Annotated in this window: 10 protein-coding genes; 2 read left to right on the top strand and 8 right to left on the bottom strand. The window is 71.5% G+C overall.

Features of this window, described 5'->3' with window-relative positions:
• Window positions 1-164 precede the first annotated feature (164 nt).
• Together FHU37_RS02310 and FHU37_RS02305 are read right to left on the bottom strand one after the other, a co-directional pair.
• The gene (locus tag FHU37_RS02310; protein WP_179812550.1) at window positions 165-1,190 is read right to left on the bottom strand and encodes a LacI family DNA-binding transcriptional regulator; all 1,026 of its coding nucleotides are present in this window, start codon (window positions 1,188-1,190) and stop codon (window positions 165-167) included.
• A 91-nt stretch (window positions 1,191-1,281) separates the two neighbouring features.
• The gene (locus FHU37_RS02305) at window positions 1,282-1,758 is read right to left on the bottom strand and encodes a MarR family winged helix-turn-helix transcriptional regulator (RefSeq protein ID WP_179812549.1); all 477 of its coding nucleotides are present in this window, start codon (window positions 1,756-1,758) and stop codon (window positions 1,282-1,284) included.
• A gap of 184 nt (window positions 1,759-1,942) precedes the next feature.
• Between FHU37_RS02305 and FHU37_RS02300 the strand changes: the two genes are divergently transcribed.
• Window positions 1,943-2,590, top strand: coding sequence for a nitroreductase family protein (locus FHU37_RS02300; protein WP_179812548.1), 648 nt, complete (start codon window positions 1,943-1,945; stop codon window positions 2,588-2,590).
• Window positions 2,591-2,712: 122 nt separating this feature from the next.
• Here the strand turns inward: FHU37_RS02300 and FHU37_RS02295 are convergent, their stop codons facing one another.
• From FHU37_RS02295 to FHU37_RS02280, 4 genes are all read right to left on the bottom strand, one after another.
• Window positions 2,713-4,770: a beta-galactosidase gene (locus FHU37_RS02295; RefSeq protein ID WP_179812547.1), complete on the bottom strand. Its 2,058-nt coding sequence runs from the start codon at window positions 4,768-4,770 to the stop codon at window positions 2,713-2,715.
• Between the two features lie 139 nt (window positions 4,771-4,909).
• The gene (locus FHU37_RS02290; protein ID WP_179812546.1) at window positions 4,910-6,244 is read right to left on the bottom strand and encodes an ABC transporter substrate-binding protein; all 1,335 of its coding nucleotides are present in this window, start codon (window positions 6,242-6,244) and stop codon (window positions 4,910-4,912) included.
• 84 nt (window positions 6,245-6,328) lie between these two features.
• Window positions 6,329-7,282 carry a carbohydrate ABC transporter permease gene (locus FHU37_RS02285; protein WP_179812545.1) on the bottom strand — a complete coding sequence of 318 codons (954 nt, stop codon included), beginning with the start codon at window positions 7,280-7,282 and terminating at the stop codon, window positions 6,329-6,331.
• Between the two features lie 7 nt (window positions 7,283-7,289).
• A complete protein-coding gene (locus FHU37_RS02280) occupies window positions 7,290-8,204 on the bottom strand; it encodes a carbohydrate ABC transporter permease (protein ID WP_179812544.1) in 915 nt (304 codons plus the stop codon).
• A 257-nt stretch (window positions 8,205-8,461) separates the two neighbouring features.
• On the opposite strand from FHU37_RS02280, the gene FHU37_RS02275 reads away from it, so the two are divergent.
• A complete protein-coding gene (locus tag FHU37_RS02275) occupies window positions 8,462-9,481 on the top strand; it encodes a LacI family DNA-binding transcriptional regulator (RefSeq protein ID WP_179812543.1) in 1,020 nt (339 codons plus the stop codon).
• A 149-nt stretch (window positions 9,482-9,630) separates the two neighbouring features.
• On the opposite strand, the gene rox is transcribed toward FHU37_RS02275, so the two are convergent.
• Both rox and FHU37_RS02265 read right to left on the bottom strand, forming a co-directional pair.
• On the bottom strand, window positions 9,631-11,058 hold the full coding sequence (rox, locus tag FHU37_RS02270) for a rifampin monooxygenase (protein ID WP_179812542.1): 1,428 nt from the start codon (window positions 11,056-11,058) through the stop codon (window positions 9,631-9,633).
• A 479-nt stretch (window positions 11,059-11,537) separates the two neighbouring features.
• Window positions 11,538-16,508 carry a DUF3320 domain-containing protein gene (locus FHU37_RS02265; RefSeq protein WP_179812541.1) on the bottom strand — a complete coding sequence of 1,657 codons (4,971 nt, stop codon included), beginning with the start codon at window positions 16,506-16,508 and terminating at the stop codon, window positions 11,538-11,540.
• Window positions 16,509-16,603 lie beyond the last annotated feature (95 nt).

Genomic DNA, 16,603 nt, shown 5'->3' with positions numbered 1-16,603 from the left:
AGCCACACAAGGCCTCACGCAGCAGAAGTTGCCGGCAGGCATGAAGCTCCATCTACCAACGGATAGCGACGATTCGGCGCCCCTTCGAGCGAGAACGGCGTCACGAAAGCGATTTCACGAGCGGCGGGCAGGGCGCGGCCCCGTCAGGTGGTGCGGCGATGGGATCAGCCGGAGCGGCGCGGCGCCCGGGCGCTGGACGACCGCACGACCAACTCCGGGCTGACGCTCAGCGACTGCGGACGCCCACCGCCCATCGCGGTGGCGAGCAGTCCGAAGGTCTGCCAGCCCAGCTCCACGAAGTCCTGCCGGACCGTGGTGAGGGAGGGGCTCCACAGTTCGCTGAGCGGGTGGTCGTCGAAGCCGACGACGCTGACGTCCTCGGGTATCCGGCGCCCGCGCTCGGTGAGGGCGCGCATCAGCCCCATCGCGACCTCGTCGTTGCCGCACAGCACCGCCGTCACGTCGGTCCGCGCGGCCAGCTCCAGCCCGATGCGGTAGCCCGAGCGCGCGGTCCAGTCGGCCTCCAGCACCTCGGGAACCGCGCGCCCGGCCTTCTCCAGGGCGTCCCGCCACCCGGCCGTGCGCCCCGTCCACGGGGTGGACCGCGGGATGGCCAGGTGGTGCACGGTCTCGTGGCCGAGGTCCAGCAGGTAGCGGGTGGCGTGCTCGGCGGCCGTGCGGTCGTCCATGTACGTGTGCGGGATGCTCCGGTCCACCGAGTAGCTGGCCGCCGCCGCGACCACCGGCAGGCTCGCCGGCATCGCGCGTAGCGTGGACTCGCCCGGCGGGTCGTACTCCAGCACGACCGCCCCCGCCACCGGGTGGCTCAGGATGAGGTCGAGGGCGGAGTCCACGGTGACCTGGTCGGGCGACTCCACGACGGAGATCACGACGGTGTACCCGGCCTGCCGCGCCGCCTCCTCCACGCCCTGGATGGTGGCGGCGTAGCCGTGCCGGGTGGTGTTGCCCGCGAAGAGGGCGATCATCGAGTGCTTGCCGCGGACCAGTGCCCGGGCCGCGCCGTTCGGCCGGTAGCCGAGGGTGCGCACGGCGGTGAGCACGCGCGCCCGCTTCTCCGGGCTCACCGGAGCGGTGCCGTTGAGCACCCGGGAGACCGTCGGCACGGAGACCCCCGCCTCGCGCGCCACGTCCGCGATGACCGGGGGCCTGCCACGTTCACTAGCCTTCATGCTCGCCAGCGTAGTGGGGCCCCCACCTCGGCAACCGGTGGGCCGGGGCCGGGCGTGCTCCGGGCCGAGGGGCGCCGGGCCGGGGTCCCGTCTAGTCCGCCCGCGGGTCGTCGATGTCCAGCAGCTTGCCGAGCAGCGCGCCGAGCAGGTCGCGTTCGGAGCGGCTGAGGGCGCCGAACGCCCCGTCGAGGAGGTCCGGGACGGTCCGCTCGGCGTCGGCGAGCCGGCCGCGGCCGGCGTCGGTGATGGTGACGGCGTAGGAGCGCCGGTCGCGGGGGTTGCGTTCGCGGCGGACCAGCCCGCGCCGTTCCAGGTCGTCGCAGACGCCGACCATGACGCTGCGGTCGATGCGCAGCTCCTCGCTGAGCGCCTGCTGGGAGCAGGGCCCGACGGCGGCGAGCATCTTCAGCACCAGGTGCTGGCCGACACCGAGGCCCTGGGCGCCGGCGTTCGCGTCGGCGGCGCGCGCCACCAGGGCCGAGGCCCGGCACAGCGCGATGTCCAGCCGTTCGGCGGCCAGCCGGGGGAAGTAGTTCGGCCTGCCGCGTTCGTCGGTCGTCGTCGGCATGGGGCCCCTTCGCGTCGCGGTGTGGCCAGCCTAGCAAATCCATCTCGCAGACAACTGTTTGACAGCAGATGATTGGCAGACATACGGTCCGATCATCTGTCCACAGATCGTTTGCATACAGATGGACTGTGCGGACGAGAAGCCCCGACGGCCGCCCGCCCACCCCGCCCCGGAGGACCCTCCCGTGACGCTGGACCTCACCCCCGACGAACTGCTGTCCACCACCCGCGCGGTGCGCAGGCGCCTGGACCTCACCCGGCCGGTGCCCCGCAGGCTGATCGAGGAGTGCGTGGACCTCGCGGTCCAGGCGCCGACCGGCCGCAACCGCCAGCGCTGGCACTTCCTGGTGGTCACCGAGCCCGCGCGGCGGCGGGCCGTGGCCGACATCTTCCTGCGGGCCCTGCCGCTGGCGGCCGGGCAACCGCTGACCGAGCGCGACCTGCGGCGGATGAACCACCACCCCGGCTCGACCGACCGGGTCTTCGACGGCCTGCGGTACCTGGCCGACAACATCCACCGGGTGCCCGCCTTCGTGATCCCGGCCGTGGAGGGCCGGACCGACCACGCGCCCGTCGCCGTGCAGGCGGGAACGTGGGGATCGATCCTCCCCGCGGTGTGGAGCTTCATGCTCGCCGCCCGCGCCCGCGGTCTCGGCACGACGTGGACCACCGCGCAGGGCCCCCTGGAACGCGAACTGGCCGAGACGCTCGGTGTCCCCCACGAGGAGGTGATGCTCGCCGCGTTCATCCCGCTGGCCTACACCCTCGGGACCGACTTCAGGCCCGCCCGGCGCATCCCGCGCGAGGAGGTCCTGCACTGGGACCGCTGGTAGAGCCGGCGAGCCGCGCCGACGGCACGGCGCCCGGGCACGGCGCCCACCCGGGTGGGAGGCCCCACCCGGGTGGGACGCCCCACCCGGGTGGGCCGGTCGCCCGCTCGGCCGGAGGGCGCCGGTCAGGCGGTGCCGGCGGCCGGCCGCCGCAGCACGGTCACCCCGACCGGGGGCAGCCGCAGGGCGCCGTCGGCCTCGGCGGGCCCGCCGATGACCACCTCGCCGGCGACGCCGGCGAGCGTGACCTCCTGCTCGGTGCGGTTGACCAGGAACCAGTAGTCGGCGTCGCGGCCGGCGCGGACGGTGAGCTCCACGGCGCCGCGCGCCTCCGGCGGCAGTTCGCTGGAGACCCCCGCGCCGTCCAGCAGGCGCCGGAGCAGCGGGGTGAGCTGCTGCGCGCCGAGCCGGGTGGAGACGTGGGCGGCGGAGCCGCCGGCGACCGGGCGGCGGGTGATGGCGGCCCGGCCGGCGTGGTGGCCGGTGGCGTAGCGGGCCAGCACCTCGACGTCCGGGGCGCTCACGGTGATCTGGTCGGTCCACAGGCTGCCGGTGGTGCCGTCGTCCAGGGCCACCGTCTCCTCGTCCAGCAGCGGGGAGAACTCCTCGACGCGGATGCCGAGGAGGTCGCGCAGCGGCCCGGGGTAGCCGCCGAGCCAGGCGTGGTCGTTCTCGTCCACGATGCCGGAGAAGTAGGTGGTCACCAGGTGTCCGCCCCCCTCCACGTAGGCGGTCAGCTCCTTGGCCAGCGCCTGCGGCAGCGAGTACAGGACGGGGGCGACGACCAGGGCGTAGTCGTCCAGCCCGGCGCCGGCCGGGACGACGTCGGCGCGGACGCCGAGGGCGAGGAAGGCCGAGTACCAGTCCAGCGCCTCCTGGCGGTAGCGCAGCCGGGAGGTGGGGTGGGAGTCGAGTTCGCTCGCCCACCAGGAGTGCCAGTCGAACAGGATGGCGGCGCGGGCGGGGCGGCGCGTGCTGCCGGCGACCGGGGCCAGCTCGCGCAGGGTGGCTCCCAGGGCGACGACCGAGCGGAAGACGTCGCTGTCCGGCCCGGCGTGCGGGACCATCGCCGAGTGGTACTTCTCCGCACCGGCGGCGGACTGGCGCCACTGGAAGAAGCAGACCGCGTCCGCGCCGTGGGCGACGTGCAGCAGGGAGTCCCGGGCGAGCTCGCCGGGCCGCTTGGCCCGGTTGACCGGCTGCCAGTTGACGGCGCTGGTGGAGTGCTCCATCAGGAACCACGGCCGGCCACCGGCGATGTTGCCGGTCAGGTTCGCCGAGAAGGACAGCTCGTCCAGGGCCTGCGGCCCGGGGGTGACGTAGTGGTCGTTGGAGACGAAGTCCACCTCGCTCGCCCAGTCGGCGTAGTTCATCCCCTTGGTCTCGCCCATCACCATGAAGTTGGTGGTGACCGGCACGTCCGGGGTGATCGCGCGCAGCACCTCGCGCTCCGCCCGCAGGTGCTCCTTGAGCGCGTCGGAGGAGAACCGCTTGAAGTCCAGCTGCTGGGTGGGGTTCGGGTGCGAGGCGGCCCGCCTCGGCGGCAGGATCTGCCCCCAGTCGCTGTAGCGCTGCGACCAGAACGCCGTGCCCCAGGCGTGGTTGAGCGCCTCCAGGCTCCCGTAGCGCTCCCGCAGCCACTGGCGGAAGGCGCGGGCGGCGTCGTCGGAGTAGTCGTAGACGTTGTGGCAGCCCAGCTCGTTGTTGACGTGCCAGGCGACCAGGGCCGGATGGTCGGCGTAGCGTTCCGCCATCGCCGTCACCAGGCGCAGCGCGTGCTCGCGGAAGACCGGGGAGGTGGGCCGCCAGTGCTGGCGGGCGCCCGGCCACAGGGTCTCCCCGGTGGCGGTGACCGGCAGGATCTCCGGGTGGGCGGTGGTCAGCCACGGGGGCGGGGACGCGGTCGCGGTGGCCAGGTCCACGCCGATGCCCCCGGCGTGCAGCAGGTCCATCACCTCGTCCAGCCAGGCGAAGTCCCAGGTGTCCGCGGTCGGCTGGATGCGGGCCCAGGAGAAGATGGCGAGGGAGACGACGTTCACGCCGGCCTCGCGCATCAGGCGCACGTCCTCGTCCCAGACCTCGCGCGGCCACTGGTCCGGGTTGTAGTCGGCGCCGTAGGCGAAGCCGTCGGTGGTGCCGTCGGTGGGGCGGCGCAGCCAGCGGTGTGGCAGGGCGCGGGACATTGACTTCTCCTTGGGGATCTGGGGCATCGCGCGGAGCCGGCCGCGGCGTGCGCGTGCCACGGTGCCGGACGCGGGCCCGGCTGGAACCGGTGGCGGAGGGAGGAGGGGCCGCGCGCGGTGCCGCGGCCCCTCCGGGGGTTCACTGGTTGACGGTGAAGCCCTGCTCGGTGCCGTAGTCGATGGTGGCCTGCTGCCAGGCGGCCAGGCCCTCGGTGAGGGTGGTGTCGGAGACGTAGGCCTGGCCGACGGTGTCGTTGAAGATCGAGTTGGCGTAGACCTGGTACGGCAGGTAGGACCAGCCCTCCACCACGTTCGCGGCTGAGTCGGCGAAGATCTGGTTGGCCTGCTGGCCGCCGAAGTACTCGAACTCGGCGTTCAGGAACTCCTCGGAGGACAGCTCGGCCGTGGTGGCCGGGAAGGCGCCGGCGGCCACGCGGGTCGCCACGCCGTCGCCGGCGTTGGCGTACTCCAGGAAGGCGTAGGCGAGTGCCTTGTTCTGGCTGGCCGCGGGGACGGCGAGGGAGCTGCCGCCGTTCTCGGCGCTGGCGTTGGCGCCCTCCTCCCACTGCGGCAGCGGGGCCACCCGCCAGGAGCCGGCGCCGTCCGGGACGCCGGATTCGAGGTTGGCGGGCATCCAGGCGCCCATGATGAGGGTGGCGATGGTGCCGTCGCCCAGGGCCTGGTACCACTCGTCGGTCCAGCCGGTGATCGGCGCCAGCAGCTCCTCGTCGATGAGCTGCTGCCAGGTCTCGGCGTAGGCGGTGGAGCCGGGGTCGGTGAAGTCGACCGTTACGTTGGTGCCGTCGACGGTGTAGGGGTGGCCGCCGGCCTGCCAGATCATGCTGGTGGTGGTACCGGGGTCGCCGGTGTCGGAGCCGATGTAGAGGTTGGGGTCCGCCTCGTGCAGGGTGCGGGCCGCCTCGACGTACTCGTCCCAGGTCGTCGGGACCTCGATGCCGTGCTCGTCGAAGACGTCCTGGTTGTAGAACAGGGCCATCGGCCCGGAGTCCATCGGCAGGCCGTAGATGCCCTCGCCGGCCTGGACGGCGTTCCACGGGCCGGCGGAGAAGGTGCCGTCCAGCTCGGAGGCGCCGTAGGAGGACAGGTCGGTGAGCGCCTCGGCGACGGTGAACTGCCCCAGGGCGTAGTACTCGATCTGGGCGACGTCGGGGACGCCGGATCCGGCCGAGATGGCGTTCTGCAGGGCGGTGTACTGGGTGGTGTTGGTGCCGGCGTTGACCAGCTCGACGTCCACGTTCGGGTACTCGGCCTCGAAGTCCGCCACCACCTGCTCCAGGGTGGGCTCCCATGCCCACACGGTGATGGTGCCGCCCTCCTCCAGCGCCGCCGCGACGTCCTCCGGGGAGCCCGACGCCGACCCGCCGTCGTCGGAGGAGCCGCAGGCCGTCATGGTGAGCGCCATCAGGCAGGCCAGCCCGATTCCGCGCAGGGCGGAGCTGTGTGTTCTGGTCATGTGATCAATCCACTTCGTCGTAGAGCGTGGAGGGGACGCTGGGCCGCGGGCGGGCACGCCGGCCGTCCGCGGTGCGGGAGGGGGTTACTCCTTGACGCTGCCGGCGGCCAGTCCGGACTGCCAGTAGCGCTGGAGCAGCAGGAACGCCGCGATGAGCGGAAGGATGGTGAGCAGGGAGCCGGTGATGACGAGGTTGAAGATCGCCTCGCCGCCGGCCGTGGCGGCCTGGGAGTTCCAGGCGTTGAGCCCGAGGGTGAGCGGGTACCAGTCGGGGTCCTTGATCATGATCAGCGGCAGGAAGTAGTTGTTCCAGGTGGCGACCATGGTGAAGAGCGAGACCGTGACGATCCCCGGGGCCAGCAGGGGCAGGCAGACGCTGACGAAGGTGCGCAGCTCGCCCGCCCCGTCGATGCGGGCCGCCTCCAGCAGCTCGGTGGGGATGGCCTCGGAGGCGAAGACCCACATCAGGTACAGCCCGAAGGGCGAGATCAGCGAGGGGATGATCACCGCCCACGGGGTGTTGGTCAGTCCCATCTGGCTGAACATCAGGAAGGTGGGCACCGCGAGCGCCGTACCGGGGACCGCCACGGCCCCGATCACCACCGCGAAGACGGCGCGCTTGCCGGGGAAGTCGAACTTGGCCAGCGCGTAGCCGCCCATGACCGCCAGCAGGGTGGCGCCGCCGGCGCCGGCCACCACGTACAGCAGGGTGTTCAGCAGCCAGCGCCCGAAGACGCCGTCGTCGTAGGTGAAGGTGTCGGCGATGTTGTCGAAGAGCGCGAAGTCGCCGGCGAACCACAGGCCGAAGGAGTCGAGCAGGCTGCCCTGGGTCTTGGTGGAGTTGATCACCAGCCACACCAGCGGCACCAGCGTGTACAGCAGCACCAGGCCGGTGAGCAGGGTGAGCGGGAGACTGCGCCGGACCCGGCGACCGCCGTCCTGCTCGGCGCGGGAGCGACGGGTGGTGCGCAGCCGCGCGGCGGTGGTGCGAGTGGTGGCGTCGCCCGTCCGCTGAAGGGTACTGGTCGGGGTACTCATCGGACGGTCACGCTTCCTCTCGCATGCCGCGCAGCTGCACGATGTAGGCGACGACCATGGTGAGGATCCCCATGATGATCGCGACGGTGGCCGCGTAGTTGTGCTGCTGCCCGGCGAAGGACAGCGAGTAGGTGAAGATGTTGGGCGTGTAGTCGCTGCCGATCGCGTTCGGCGCCAGGGACTGCAGGATGCTGGGCTCGTTGAATAGCTGGAACGAGCCGATGATCGAGAAGATGGTGGCGATCACCAGTGCGCCCCGGATCGCCGGCAGCTTGATCGCGGTGATGATCCGCAGCTGTCCCGCGCCGTCGATCTCCGCCGCCTCGTACAGCGAGTGGGGGATCACCCGCAGCGCCGAGTAGAAGATCAGCATGTTGTAGCCGACGAACTCCCAGGTCACGATGTTGCCGATGGCCGCCAGGATCCAGTCCGGGGAGAGCGGGTCGGGCAGCGAGGTGCCGAACGCGTCGTTGATGTTGCCCACCAGGCCGAAGCGGGTGCCGTACATGAACCCCCACATCAGCGTGGCGACCACGGCGGGCACCGCGTAGGGCAGGAAGATCCCGATCCGGAAGAAGCTCTTGCCGTACAGGCGGCCGCTGTCCAGGGCCAGGGCCACCAGCAGCGCGATGAACAGCATGATCGGCACCTGCACCACCAGGAACAGCGCCGCCCGGGCCAGCGAGGACCAGAAGCGTTCGTCGCCCAGCGCCTGCTGGTAGTTCTCCAGACCGACGAACGACGTGCCGCCGATGAGCCGGTCCTGGAACAGGCTGAGGTAGATCGAGTAGGCGATCGGCGCCAGGAACACCAGCGCGAACACGACCATGAACGGCCCGACGAAGGCCCAACCCGTCCATCGGCGCCCGCGGGGGCGGCCATTGACACCCGCGCGCCGCGCGGGCGGTGACAGCGTCGTCATGCGGTTTCCTCGCTCATGGTGCGACCTCGATCAGCTGGGAATGTTTACGTAACCATCACGGATCGCAGTTGACAAGAGCGAAGTTGAGTGAATGATTGCGTAAACATTGACGTTGCGTGTTGTCTACACTGCCTACGCACGGAGGGTCAATAGGGGGTGCGATGATCGTCGGGACGGACCAGGGGGCCCATGGGATGGAGCGGATGCAGCGCGAAACACAGACCACGAGAACGCCACGGGGCACGCGACGGGTGTCCATGGCGGACGTCGCGCGGCTGGCCGGAGTCTCCCCGCAGACCGTCTCGCGCGTCTCCAACGGGCACTCCTCGGTGGTGGAGTCCACCCGGCAGCAGGTCCTCGCCGCGATGCGGGAACTGGGCTACCGGCCGAACAGCGCGGCCCGGGCGCTCAAGCGCGGCGAGTTCCGCACCATCGGAGTGATCACCTTCACCCTGTCCACCACCGGCAACATGCGCACCCTGGAGGCCATCGCCACCTCCGCCGCCGAGGAGGGCTACGCCACCACGCTGCTGCCGGTGGCCGCCCCGACGCAGGACGAGGTCCGCGGCGCCTTCACCCGGCTCGACGAACTGGCCGTCGACGCCTGCATCGTGATCATGGAGAAGCACCTGCTCGACGCGACCACCGTCTACCTGCCGCCCGGCGTGCAGGTGGTGGTCGCCGACTCCGACGCCGGAGAGCGCTACAGCGTGGTCGACACCGACCAGGCCGGCGGCGCCCGCGCGGCCGTCCGCCACCTCCTCGACCTCGGGCACCGCACCGTGTGGCACCTCGCCGGACCGGAGGAGTCCTTCGCCGCCCAGCGCCGGGCCGACGCCTGGCGGAGCACGCTGCGCGAGGCCGACCGCGCGGTGCCCGAGCTGCTCCGCGGCGACTGGACCTCCGAGTCCGGCTACCGCGCCGGCCTGCGGCTGGCCGACGAACCCGACTGCACCGCGGTCTTCGCGGCCAACGACCAGATGGCTCTCGGCCTGCTGCGCGGGCTGCACGACCGCGGCCGCTCCGTCCCGCACGACCTGAGCGTGGTGGGGTTCGACGACATCCCGGAGGCCGGCTCCTTCATCCCGCCGCTCACCACCGTGCACCAGGACTTCGCCCAGATAGGCCGCCTCCTGGTGGACGGCGCGCTGCGCCAGCTGCGCAACGAGTCCCCGGAACGGGGCACCACCATCGTCCCCACCCACCTCGTCGAACGCGCCAGTACCGCCCCACCGCCCGACGCCGGCCGCCGGCGCGCGCCGGAGCCTTCCGCCTAGGCCCCCGCGCCCGGGCGGCCGGACCGCTCGTCCCTCCGGGACGCGGCGGCGGCCGTCCGGGCGGCGGCCGTCTGGGAGGCGGCGCGGGCGTCCGGGCGGCGGCGCGGGCGTCCGGGCGGCGGCGCGGGCGGGCGCCGCGACCGGGGTGATCAGTCGGTGGGGGCGCCGAACCACCTGGGCAGGTGGTCGAGCAGGTCCCGCTGGTCGTCACCGACCCACGCCACGTGGCCGTCCGGGCGCAGCAGCACCGCGGGCGCGTCCAGTTCCTCACTGACGTCGGCGACGTGGTCGACCCGGTCCGCCCAGCCCTCCACGGAGAGCCGCCCGGTCTGGTCGAGCAGCAACCCGCGGCCCCCGTGCATCAGCCCGTACAGCCGCCCCCGCTTCAGCCCCACGTCCCGCATCCGCCGGCCGAGCAGTTCGTGCCCCTCGCCGAAGTCGTAGCGGACCCCGACCGCGGTGATCATCTCGGTCACGTACCGGTTGACCTCCTCGAAGTCCATCAGCGTCGTGAACAGCGCCCGCAGCGCGGCCGCCCCCGGATCGGTGCGCAGCAGGGCGATCTGCGCGCGGGTGCTGTCCAGCACCCGCGCGCCCACCGGGTGCCGCTCGGTGTGGTAGCTCTCCAGCAGCCCCCTCGGTGCCCAGCCGTTGACCTCGGCGGCCAGCTTCCAGCCGAGGTTGAACGCGTCCTGGATCCCGAGGTTGAGCCCCTGCCCACCGGTCGGCGGGTGGATGTGCGCCGCGTCGCCGGCCAGCAGCACCCGACCGACCAGGTAGCTCTCGGCCTGCCGGGTGGCGTCCCCGAACCGGGAGAGCCAGCGCGGCGAGTGGGCGCCGAAGTCGGTGCCCGCGGTGGCCCGCAACTGCCGCCGGAACTCCTCCAGGGTCGGCGGGACCGCGCGGTCCTCGGACACCCCCTCGGCCGGCACGACGACGCGGTACACCCCGTCCCCGAGGGGGGTGGCGCCGAACCGCAGCTGCGTCCTGCGGACCTCCGCGACCACCGCCTCGACCGTCGCCGGCTCCTCGGTCAGCCGCATCTCGCCCAGCAGCGTCTCGACCGTGGCGGCCTGGCCGGGAAAGCCCACGCCGAGCGCCTTGCGCACCGTGCTCCGGCCGCCGTCGCAGCCGACGAGGTAGCGCGAGCGCAGCCGGGTGCCGTCGGCCAGCTCCGCGGTGACCCCGTACTCGTCCTGGCTCAGCCCGACCACCTCGTGGCCACGCCGGATCTCGGTGCCGAGTTCCACCGCGCGCTCGCCCAGCAGCCGCTCGGTGACCGGCTGCGGGGTGGCGAGACCATACGGGTGCGCCGTGTCCAACCGGTCCGGCCACGGCTTGGCGATGCCGCCGAAGAGACCGCCCACCTGGAACTTCTCACTGACCGCGAGGAACCGGTCCAGCAGACCCCGCTGGTCCATCATCTCCACGCTGCGCGCGTGCAGGCCCTGCCCACGGGACTGCTCGGTCGGCTCGGTCAGCCGCTCCAGCACGACCACCTGCACCCCGTGCAGCCGCAGCTCACTGGCCAGCATCAAGCCGGTCGGCCCGCCGCCGACCACGATCACGTCGATCACAAAACCCCCCATTCACCAAGGTCGGAACCAGCCAGCCGCTCCGGCACGCGCCCGTTGGCGATCCCCGTCCCGGCGCGCGTTCTGGCCGCGAGCCGAGATTCTGCAGCACCACCGGGGCCTTGCCACAAGCCCCCCGGTGCGCTATACGTTGAGAATGGCAAGGAGCAGGTGACTCCTTGCCTTTGCTTTTTCCACCACCTCTGCTTTTCGCCGTCGCCGAGGAGGGCGCTGAGCCCAGCGCCCACACCCCTCGCCACAGCGGGGAACCTGGCAGCACTGACGCGTCGGTCGCACCGTGGACCAGCGCAACCACGTGGACACAGGTCTCCCGCGAGAGCGGCCTCGAGTTCGGTGGCGAGGTCGAGGACCTGGGAGGCCAGAGCAGCTGGCTCCGTTGATGAAGGGCGTACCGGCCGACCTGGGCTGCTGTCGGTGACCTCGTTGTGGACGATGTGATGACGGCGGCATTACGGGACTCCTCAGCGCACCGCGGTGATGCGGTTGGAGGAGGAGGTGAGCTTCCCCTGCCGGCACAACGCGTCGATGTCGGTCTGCAGGCCGGCGCGGACGTCCTTGGTCACGCGCCGCCAACCGAAGAACTCGCACGCCTGGCGGACCAGTTCCTCCTGCGACATGCCAGGGCACTCGGCTGCCAATTCGTACAGGGCAAGGCGGCGCTCAGCCGGAGCGATATGGGCGAACTTGCGCGGCGTGCCGTGCTCCGGAGAGCGGGCCTTCAGTTCCTCCCCGCCGACCATCTCGAAGAACCCGTCGTCGACGGCGATCGCACGCGCCCGACACAGCCCGGCCAGGACGGTGCCGATGTTGTCGCGGATTCGCGTGCCCGCCCGGACGACTCCCCAGGCGTCCCGGGCGCGCTGGACGATCAGGTCCTCGTGTACGGGACCCTCGGCCATTACCACCAGGAGCAAGAAGCGTTCCAGGGCGGGTCTGGCCTGAGGCGTGTGCAGTTCGTACGGAGAATTGACGGCACCGTCATACGTCTCGTATGAGCGGCTCCACGGTCGTTCTGGCGCTGTGACCGGAACGCGCTCGTGCTCCACCGGGACCGGGCGGTGCGGCACGGCGGCGGCGAACCCCTGTCCTGGGACTTCACCCGGCTCCACCTCCGGCTCGACATCAGCGGCCCGCGCCGCGGCGGGCCCGGAGTCCTGAGCGCTCCCCGCCCCGATGGTGTCCGCCACCATCTCACCCGCCGCTACCGGGCCCTCGGTGACGGCCAGCTCCACCGCCTGGCGCAGCCGCTGCTCGGCGGCGTCCCGACCTCGGTACCAGTCCGTCCCCCAGATGCGGTGGAGCCGCCATCCCAGACCCGTGAGTACCTCTTCCCGCAGCCGATCCCGGTCACGGGCCGCCTTGGATGAGTGGTACATGGCCCCGTCACACTCGATGCCGAGCGCGTACGAGCCGGGGAACCGGGGATGGCGCAGGCCGATGTCGATGCGGTAGCCGGCGACGCCGACCTGCGGCTGCACCTGGTAGCCCCAGTCACGCAGTACGCGCAGGACGGACTCCTCGAAAGGGCTGTCCGGCTCGGCATCGCCCTGCATCAGGTCCAGCGCGAGGACGGCAGGACCGTTCTCCGCGTACTGCAGGTACCGCTTGAGGTGCTGCACGCTCTCGTTGGGGCTGTCGGCGAGCGCGTTTCCGCGGAAGGACGCGACGACCTCCATGCGGTAGCGGGCGCGGGTGACGGCCACGTTCAGGCGCCGCCAGCCGCCATCCTTGTTGATGGGGCCGAAGTTCAGACCGAGCCTGCCGTGCTCGTCGGGCCCATAGCCGACCGACATGATCATGACGTCTCGTTCGTCGCCCTGCACGGACTCCAGGTTCTTGACGAAGAAGCCGTCGAGCCGGTCCTCGGTGAAGCGGTCGTTCAGGTCGGGACGGAGAACCCGGGCCTGCTGAACCGCTTGCTCGATCGCCGAGGCCTGGGCCTGGGAGAGCGCCACGACCCCGAGGCTGCCGCCCGGACGTGTGTCGAAATGATGGATGACCCGCTCGGCGACGAACTGCGCCTCCGTCCGGTTGTCGCGACGCCCGCCCCGATCGTAGACGCCGTCCACCCGGTAGAACGCGACGCCTACGTCGTTCCCCCGCTCCAGGGCACCGGGGAAGGTCACCATGGAGTTCTCGTAGAACGAACGGTTGCTGAAGGTGATCAGGTCCTCGTGGCGACTGCGGTAGTGCCAGCGCAGCGGAAGCTCCTGCATGGCACCCGCCTTGCAGGCGTCCAGGAGGGACTCGAAGGAGTCGGGGACATCCTCGTCGTACTCGTCGGAGTCGTCCTGGACAGAGGAGTCGAAGAACGATGTGGGCGGCAGCTGTTTGGCGTCCCCGGCAACAATGAGGGAGTGCCCGCGGTAGATGCAGTTGATCGCATCGCTTGGGCGGACCTGAGAGGCCTCGTCGAAGATCACCACGTCGAAGCGGTAGTCGGCGGGCAGGAACTGGCTGACGGTGAGCGGGCTCATCATGAAGCAGGGCTTCACCCGCTGCACCACGTCCCGGGTGCGGCCGAGGAGTTCACGGACCGGCATATGGCGCGTCTTCTTCTCGGCCTCGCGGGTGATCACTCGGCCGTCCCCCACGTCCGATCGGCGGGGCCGGCGCTTGTTACACGCCTCGATGACGGCTCCGCGCGCCGCTGCGACCAGACGGCGGTCGGCTTCCCGGAAGTCCGCGATCCGTGCGTCCAGGTCGGCGGAGCGGTTGGTGCGCAGCCTGTCGTCGGTGGACAGGAGGGCCTCCGCCCAGGACTTGAGCACCGCCTGCTCGACCACCGAGGGAAGCTGCCCGGCCGAGACGCCGCGCTCGACCGAGCGGGGCACCAGGTCGTCGGCGCCGTGGCGGGCCAGCACGGCCATGCCGTCGCGATACGCCTGCCACTCCTGCGGGCCCTGCGGGTCGTCGAGCAGCCCGTGCACCACCTCGTGGGCCTGGTCGAGCGAGCCCATCAGCAGGGGAGAGAGCTGGGCCCGGCGAGAGGCGTCGAACAGGTCGAGCAGTGCGGTGACGGACCGGGACCAGCGGGCGGCCCTCGCCTCCGTCTCATCACACCACGAGCCAAGTGACTTCCGCACGCTCTCGGCGAGCAGGTGCGGCAGTTCGTCCTGCGGCGACCCGTCAGCCAGACGGGTCGCGGGCGCCTCTGCCCGCTCGGCCGTCATGGTCAGTTCGGCTATACGGGCCGCGGTGGTCAGGGCCTGGTCGAGAGCCGGGAGGTCCGCCGGGGTCCGGGGGGTGTAGCGGGCCAGCAGCACGCCGTGCTGGTCGGCAAGGCGCCTGACCTCGGCGGCGGCCTGTTGCCAGGCCAGAGCCTGCGGCAGCAGGGCGGGCAGCGACCTGTCCCACATACCGGTCCGGGTGAGGGCGGTGACGGCCTGGCGGTCGGCCTTGAACTGGGAGGAGAACATTCGGGTCATCAGACCTCGGTGCTGCTCCGCGAAACGCCGTGCCACGTCGGGCAGGTCGGCCGCAGTGAGGACCTGCTCACCGAAGACGTTGTCCACGGCGGCCCGGGCCTCGGCCTCGGCGGCGAGCGCATGACGCAACTCCTGCGCCGCCTCGTGCACCCGGGCCAAGGTGCCGGCGGTGAACCAGTGGGCCGGCGGGCGGTGGGCGGCCGAGGTCAGGTCGGCCAGCTCCAACAGTGCGAACGCGGCCTGGGGCGTATCCGGCTTCGGCATGCCGAAGAGATCGGCGAGCTGGGCGAGTGACCCGGTGACGTCCTCCGGGAGGCCGCCACCCTCTGCGGCACCGCCGTGCCCGGGCAGTCCCCCGCGCAGGGCGCTGATGGCCTGGTGTACATCGTGAAGGGTACGTGGCGGGTCCACCACCGCCGCGAACGGGTGGCGCGCGGCCGCGGCACGTACGGCCCCCAGCGCGTCATCGGCCTGCTCCGCGACAGCGAGCGCGGAGGCACCCACCAGCCCACGCCACGGAAACCTCTCCCCCTCAGCGGCCGGGCGCCAGGCACGGCTGACGGCTTCCGCGGCCGCCATGAGGTCGTGGAGGGCTCCCGCATCGAGAGTACGCACCGTCTGCGCGCCACTCTGCCCCAGCGATACCTGTGGCGTGCCGTCGAGTTCCAGGAGTACCAGTCGTCCCAGAACGTCATGCAGGGTCCGTTGCAGCGGTTGCCGGATCTCGTTCATCGCGGCGGCGTAGGCGGACAGCTCCGTACGCAGCCGGCGCGCCCGCTCCAGTTCGTGTGCGGCTGCTCCGGTGACCCTGACCTCCGTGGTCAGCACCCGCGCGAGCTCCATGGCAACGGACTTCTTCGAGGTGCCGCCACTGTGCAGGGTCAGGACGAAGTCGCCGAGGCCGACCCCGCGCAGACGGTTGCACACCACGTCGAGGGCTGCCGCCTTCTCACTGACGAACAGCACGCTGCGACCAGCGTGCATCAGCGAGGCAATCATGTTGGTGATGGTCTGGCTCTTGCCGGTGCCGGGCGGTCCGCTCATCACGAACGAACGCCCCTCGAGCGCAGCGGCGATGCACTGCCGCTGGGATGCGTCCGCGTCCAGGACAAGCGGCGTCTGCTCGGGCAGCTGGCTCTCGTCGATGCGGTCCAGCTCCGGCGGCTCGAAGCCGAGCAGATCGTGCGGGAGGCCGGAGTCGGGGCCCAGCGCCACGGCACGTACGAGCGGGTGGTCCAGGATCTGCTGCTCGTTCTGCTGCAGGTCCCGGTACATGGCCTCCTTGTGGGAGGCGAACAGCCCGAGGACCACCCGCTCCTCGACTGCCCACCGTTGCTGGGTGGCGGCGACCTCTCGGGCGGCGGCGATGACGGCAGGCACGTCCCAGACATCGGTGGCGGCCACCGGCCCCCAGTCCACGCCCAGCCGCTCCAGCTTCACCGCGAGCGCCGGATTGTGGATGCGCTCCTGTTCCTCGGCCGGGTGCAGGCGGAGGCTGCCGCGGCGATCCCGGCGTAGCTCGACCGGAACGAGCAGCACAGGTGCCAGACTGCTCTCCTCGGCGCCGTTCTCCCGCCATCGCAGCATGCCGACGCCCAGCCACAGCACCCACAGGCCGTAGTCGTTGAACACCTGGCCGGACTTGCTGCGCAGCTGGTGGAGAGCGGCTTCCAAGGATGCCTGGGTGGTCTTCTGGGTCAGCAGTCCGGGCGAGCGGTCCAGGGCACGCCCGGCAGAGGGCCCGGGCGTGCCCTCATCGTCTTCCGGCTCCGCCTTGACCCTGGCGAACTCCCAGCCCGCCGCCAAACCGGACAGCACGGTGGCGGCGTCTGGGAATGTCAGCTCCAGGGTGCTGTTCCTGGCGTGCCGGAAGTTCAGCAGCCGGTTCTGGCCGCCCAGGTCGAGCAGGGACTTGCGCCAGCCGTCGAGAACAGCCCTCAACCGGTCGAGACCAGGGTCGCTACTACCGGGGCGTGCGGTGCCGGTCGTCGGCCGGTCGAGCATACGGGGAAACCTCCAGAACGGGATGCACCGCGGGGCCCCCTACTGCCACGGCCCCCTCCAGGTGTTGCCTACCAGGCGAACGTTGATGACACGCC

The organism is Allostreptomyces psammosilenae (assembly GCF_013407765.1).
GTDB lineage: Bacteria > Actinomycetota > Actinomycetes > Streptomycetales > Streptomycetaceae > Allostreptomyces > Allostreptomyces psammosilenae.
The sequence above is the reverse complement of the archived record's forward strand: the minus strand, read 5'-3'. Positions and strand labels throughout refer to the sequence as shown.

Excerpts from the sequence above, each read along its gene's own strand:
- FHU37_RS02275 (WP_179812543.1), top strand. The coding sequence starts at position 8,462 with ATGGCGGACGTCGCGCGGCTGGCCGGAGTCTCCCCGCAGACCGTCTCG.
- FHU37_RS02265 (WP_179812541.1), bottom strand. The coding sequence starts at position 16,508 with ATGCTCGACCGGCCGACGACCGGCACCGCACGCCCCGGTAGTAGCGAC.
- FHU37_RS02290 (WP_179812546.1), bottom strand. The coding sequence starts at position 6,244 with ATGACCAGAACACACAGCTCCGCCCTGCGCGGAATCGGGCTGGCCTGC.
- FHU37_RS02310 (WP_179812550.1), bottom strand. The coding sequence starts at position 1,190 with ATGAAGGCTAGTGAACGTGGCAGGCCCCCGGTCATCGCGGACGTGGCG.
- FHU37_RS02280 (WP_179812544.1), bottom strand. The coding sequence starts at position 8,204 with ATGACGACGCTGTCACCGCCCGCGCGGCGCGCGGGTGTCAATGGCCGC.
- FHU37_RS02295 (WP_179812547.1), bottom strand. The coding sequence starts at position 4,770 with ATGTCCCGCGCCCTGCCACACCGCTGGCTGCGCCGCCCCACCGACGGC.
- FHU37_RS02305 (WP_179812549.1), bottom strand. The coding sequence starts at position 1,758 with ATGCCGACGACGACCGACGAACGCGGCAGGCCGAACTACTTCCCCCGG.
- FHU37_RS02285 (WP_179812545.1), bottom strand. The coding sequence starts at position 7,282 with ATGAGTACCCCGACCAGTACCCTTCAGCGGACGGGCGACGCCACCACT.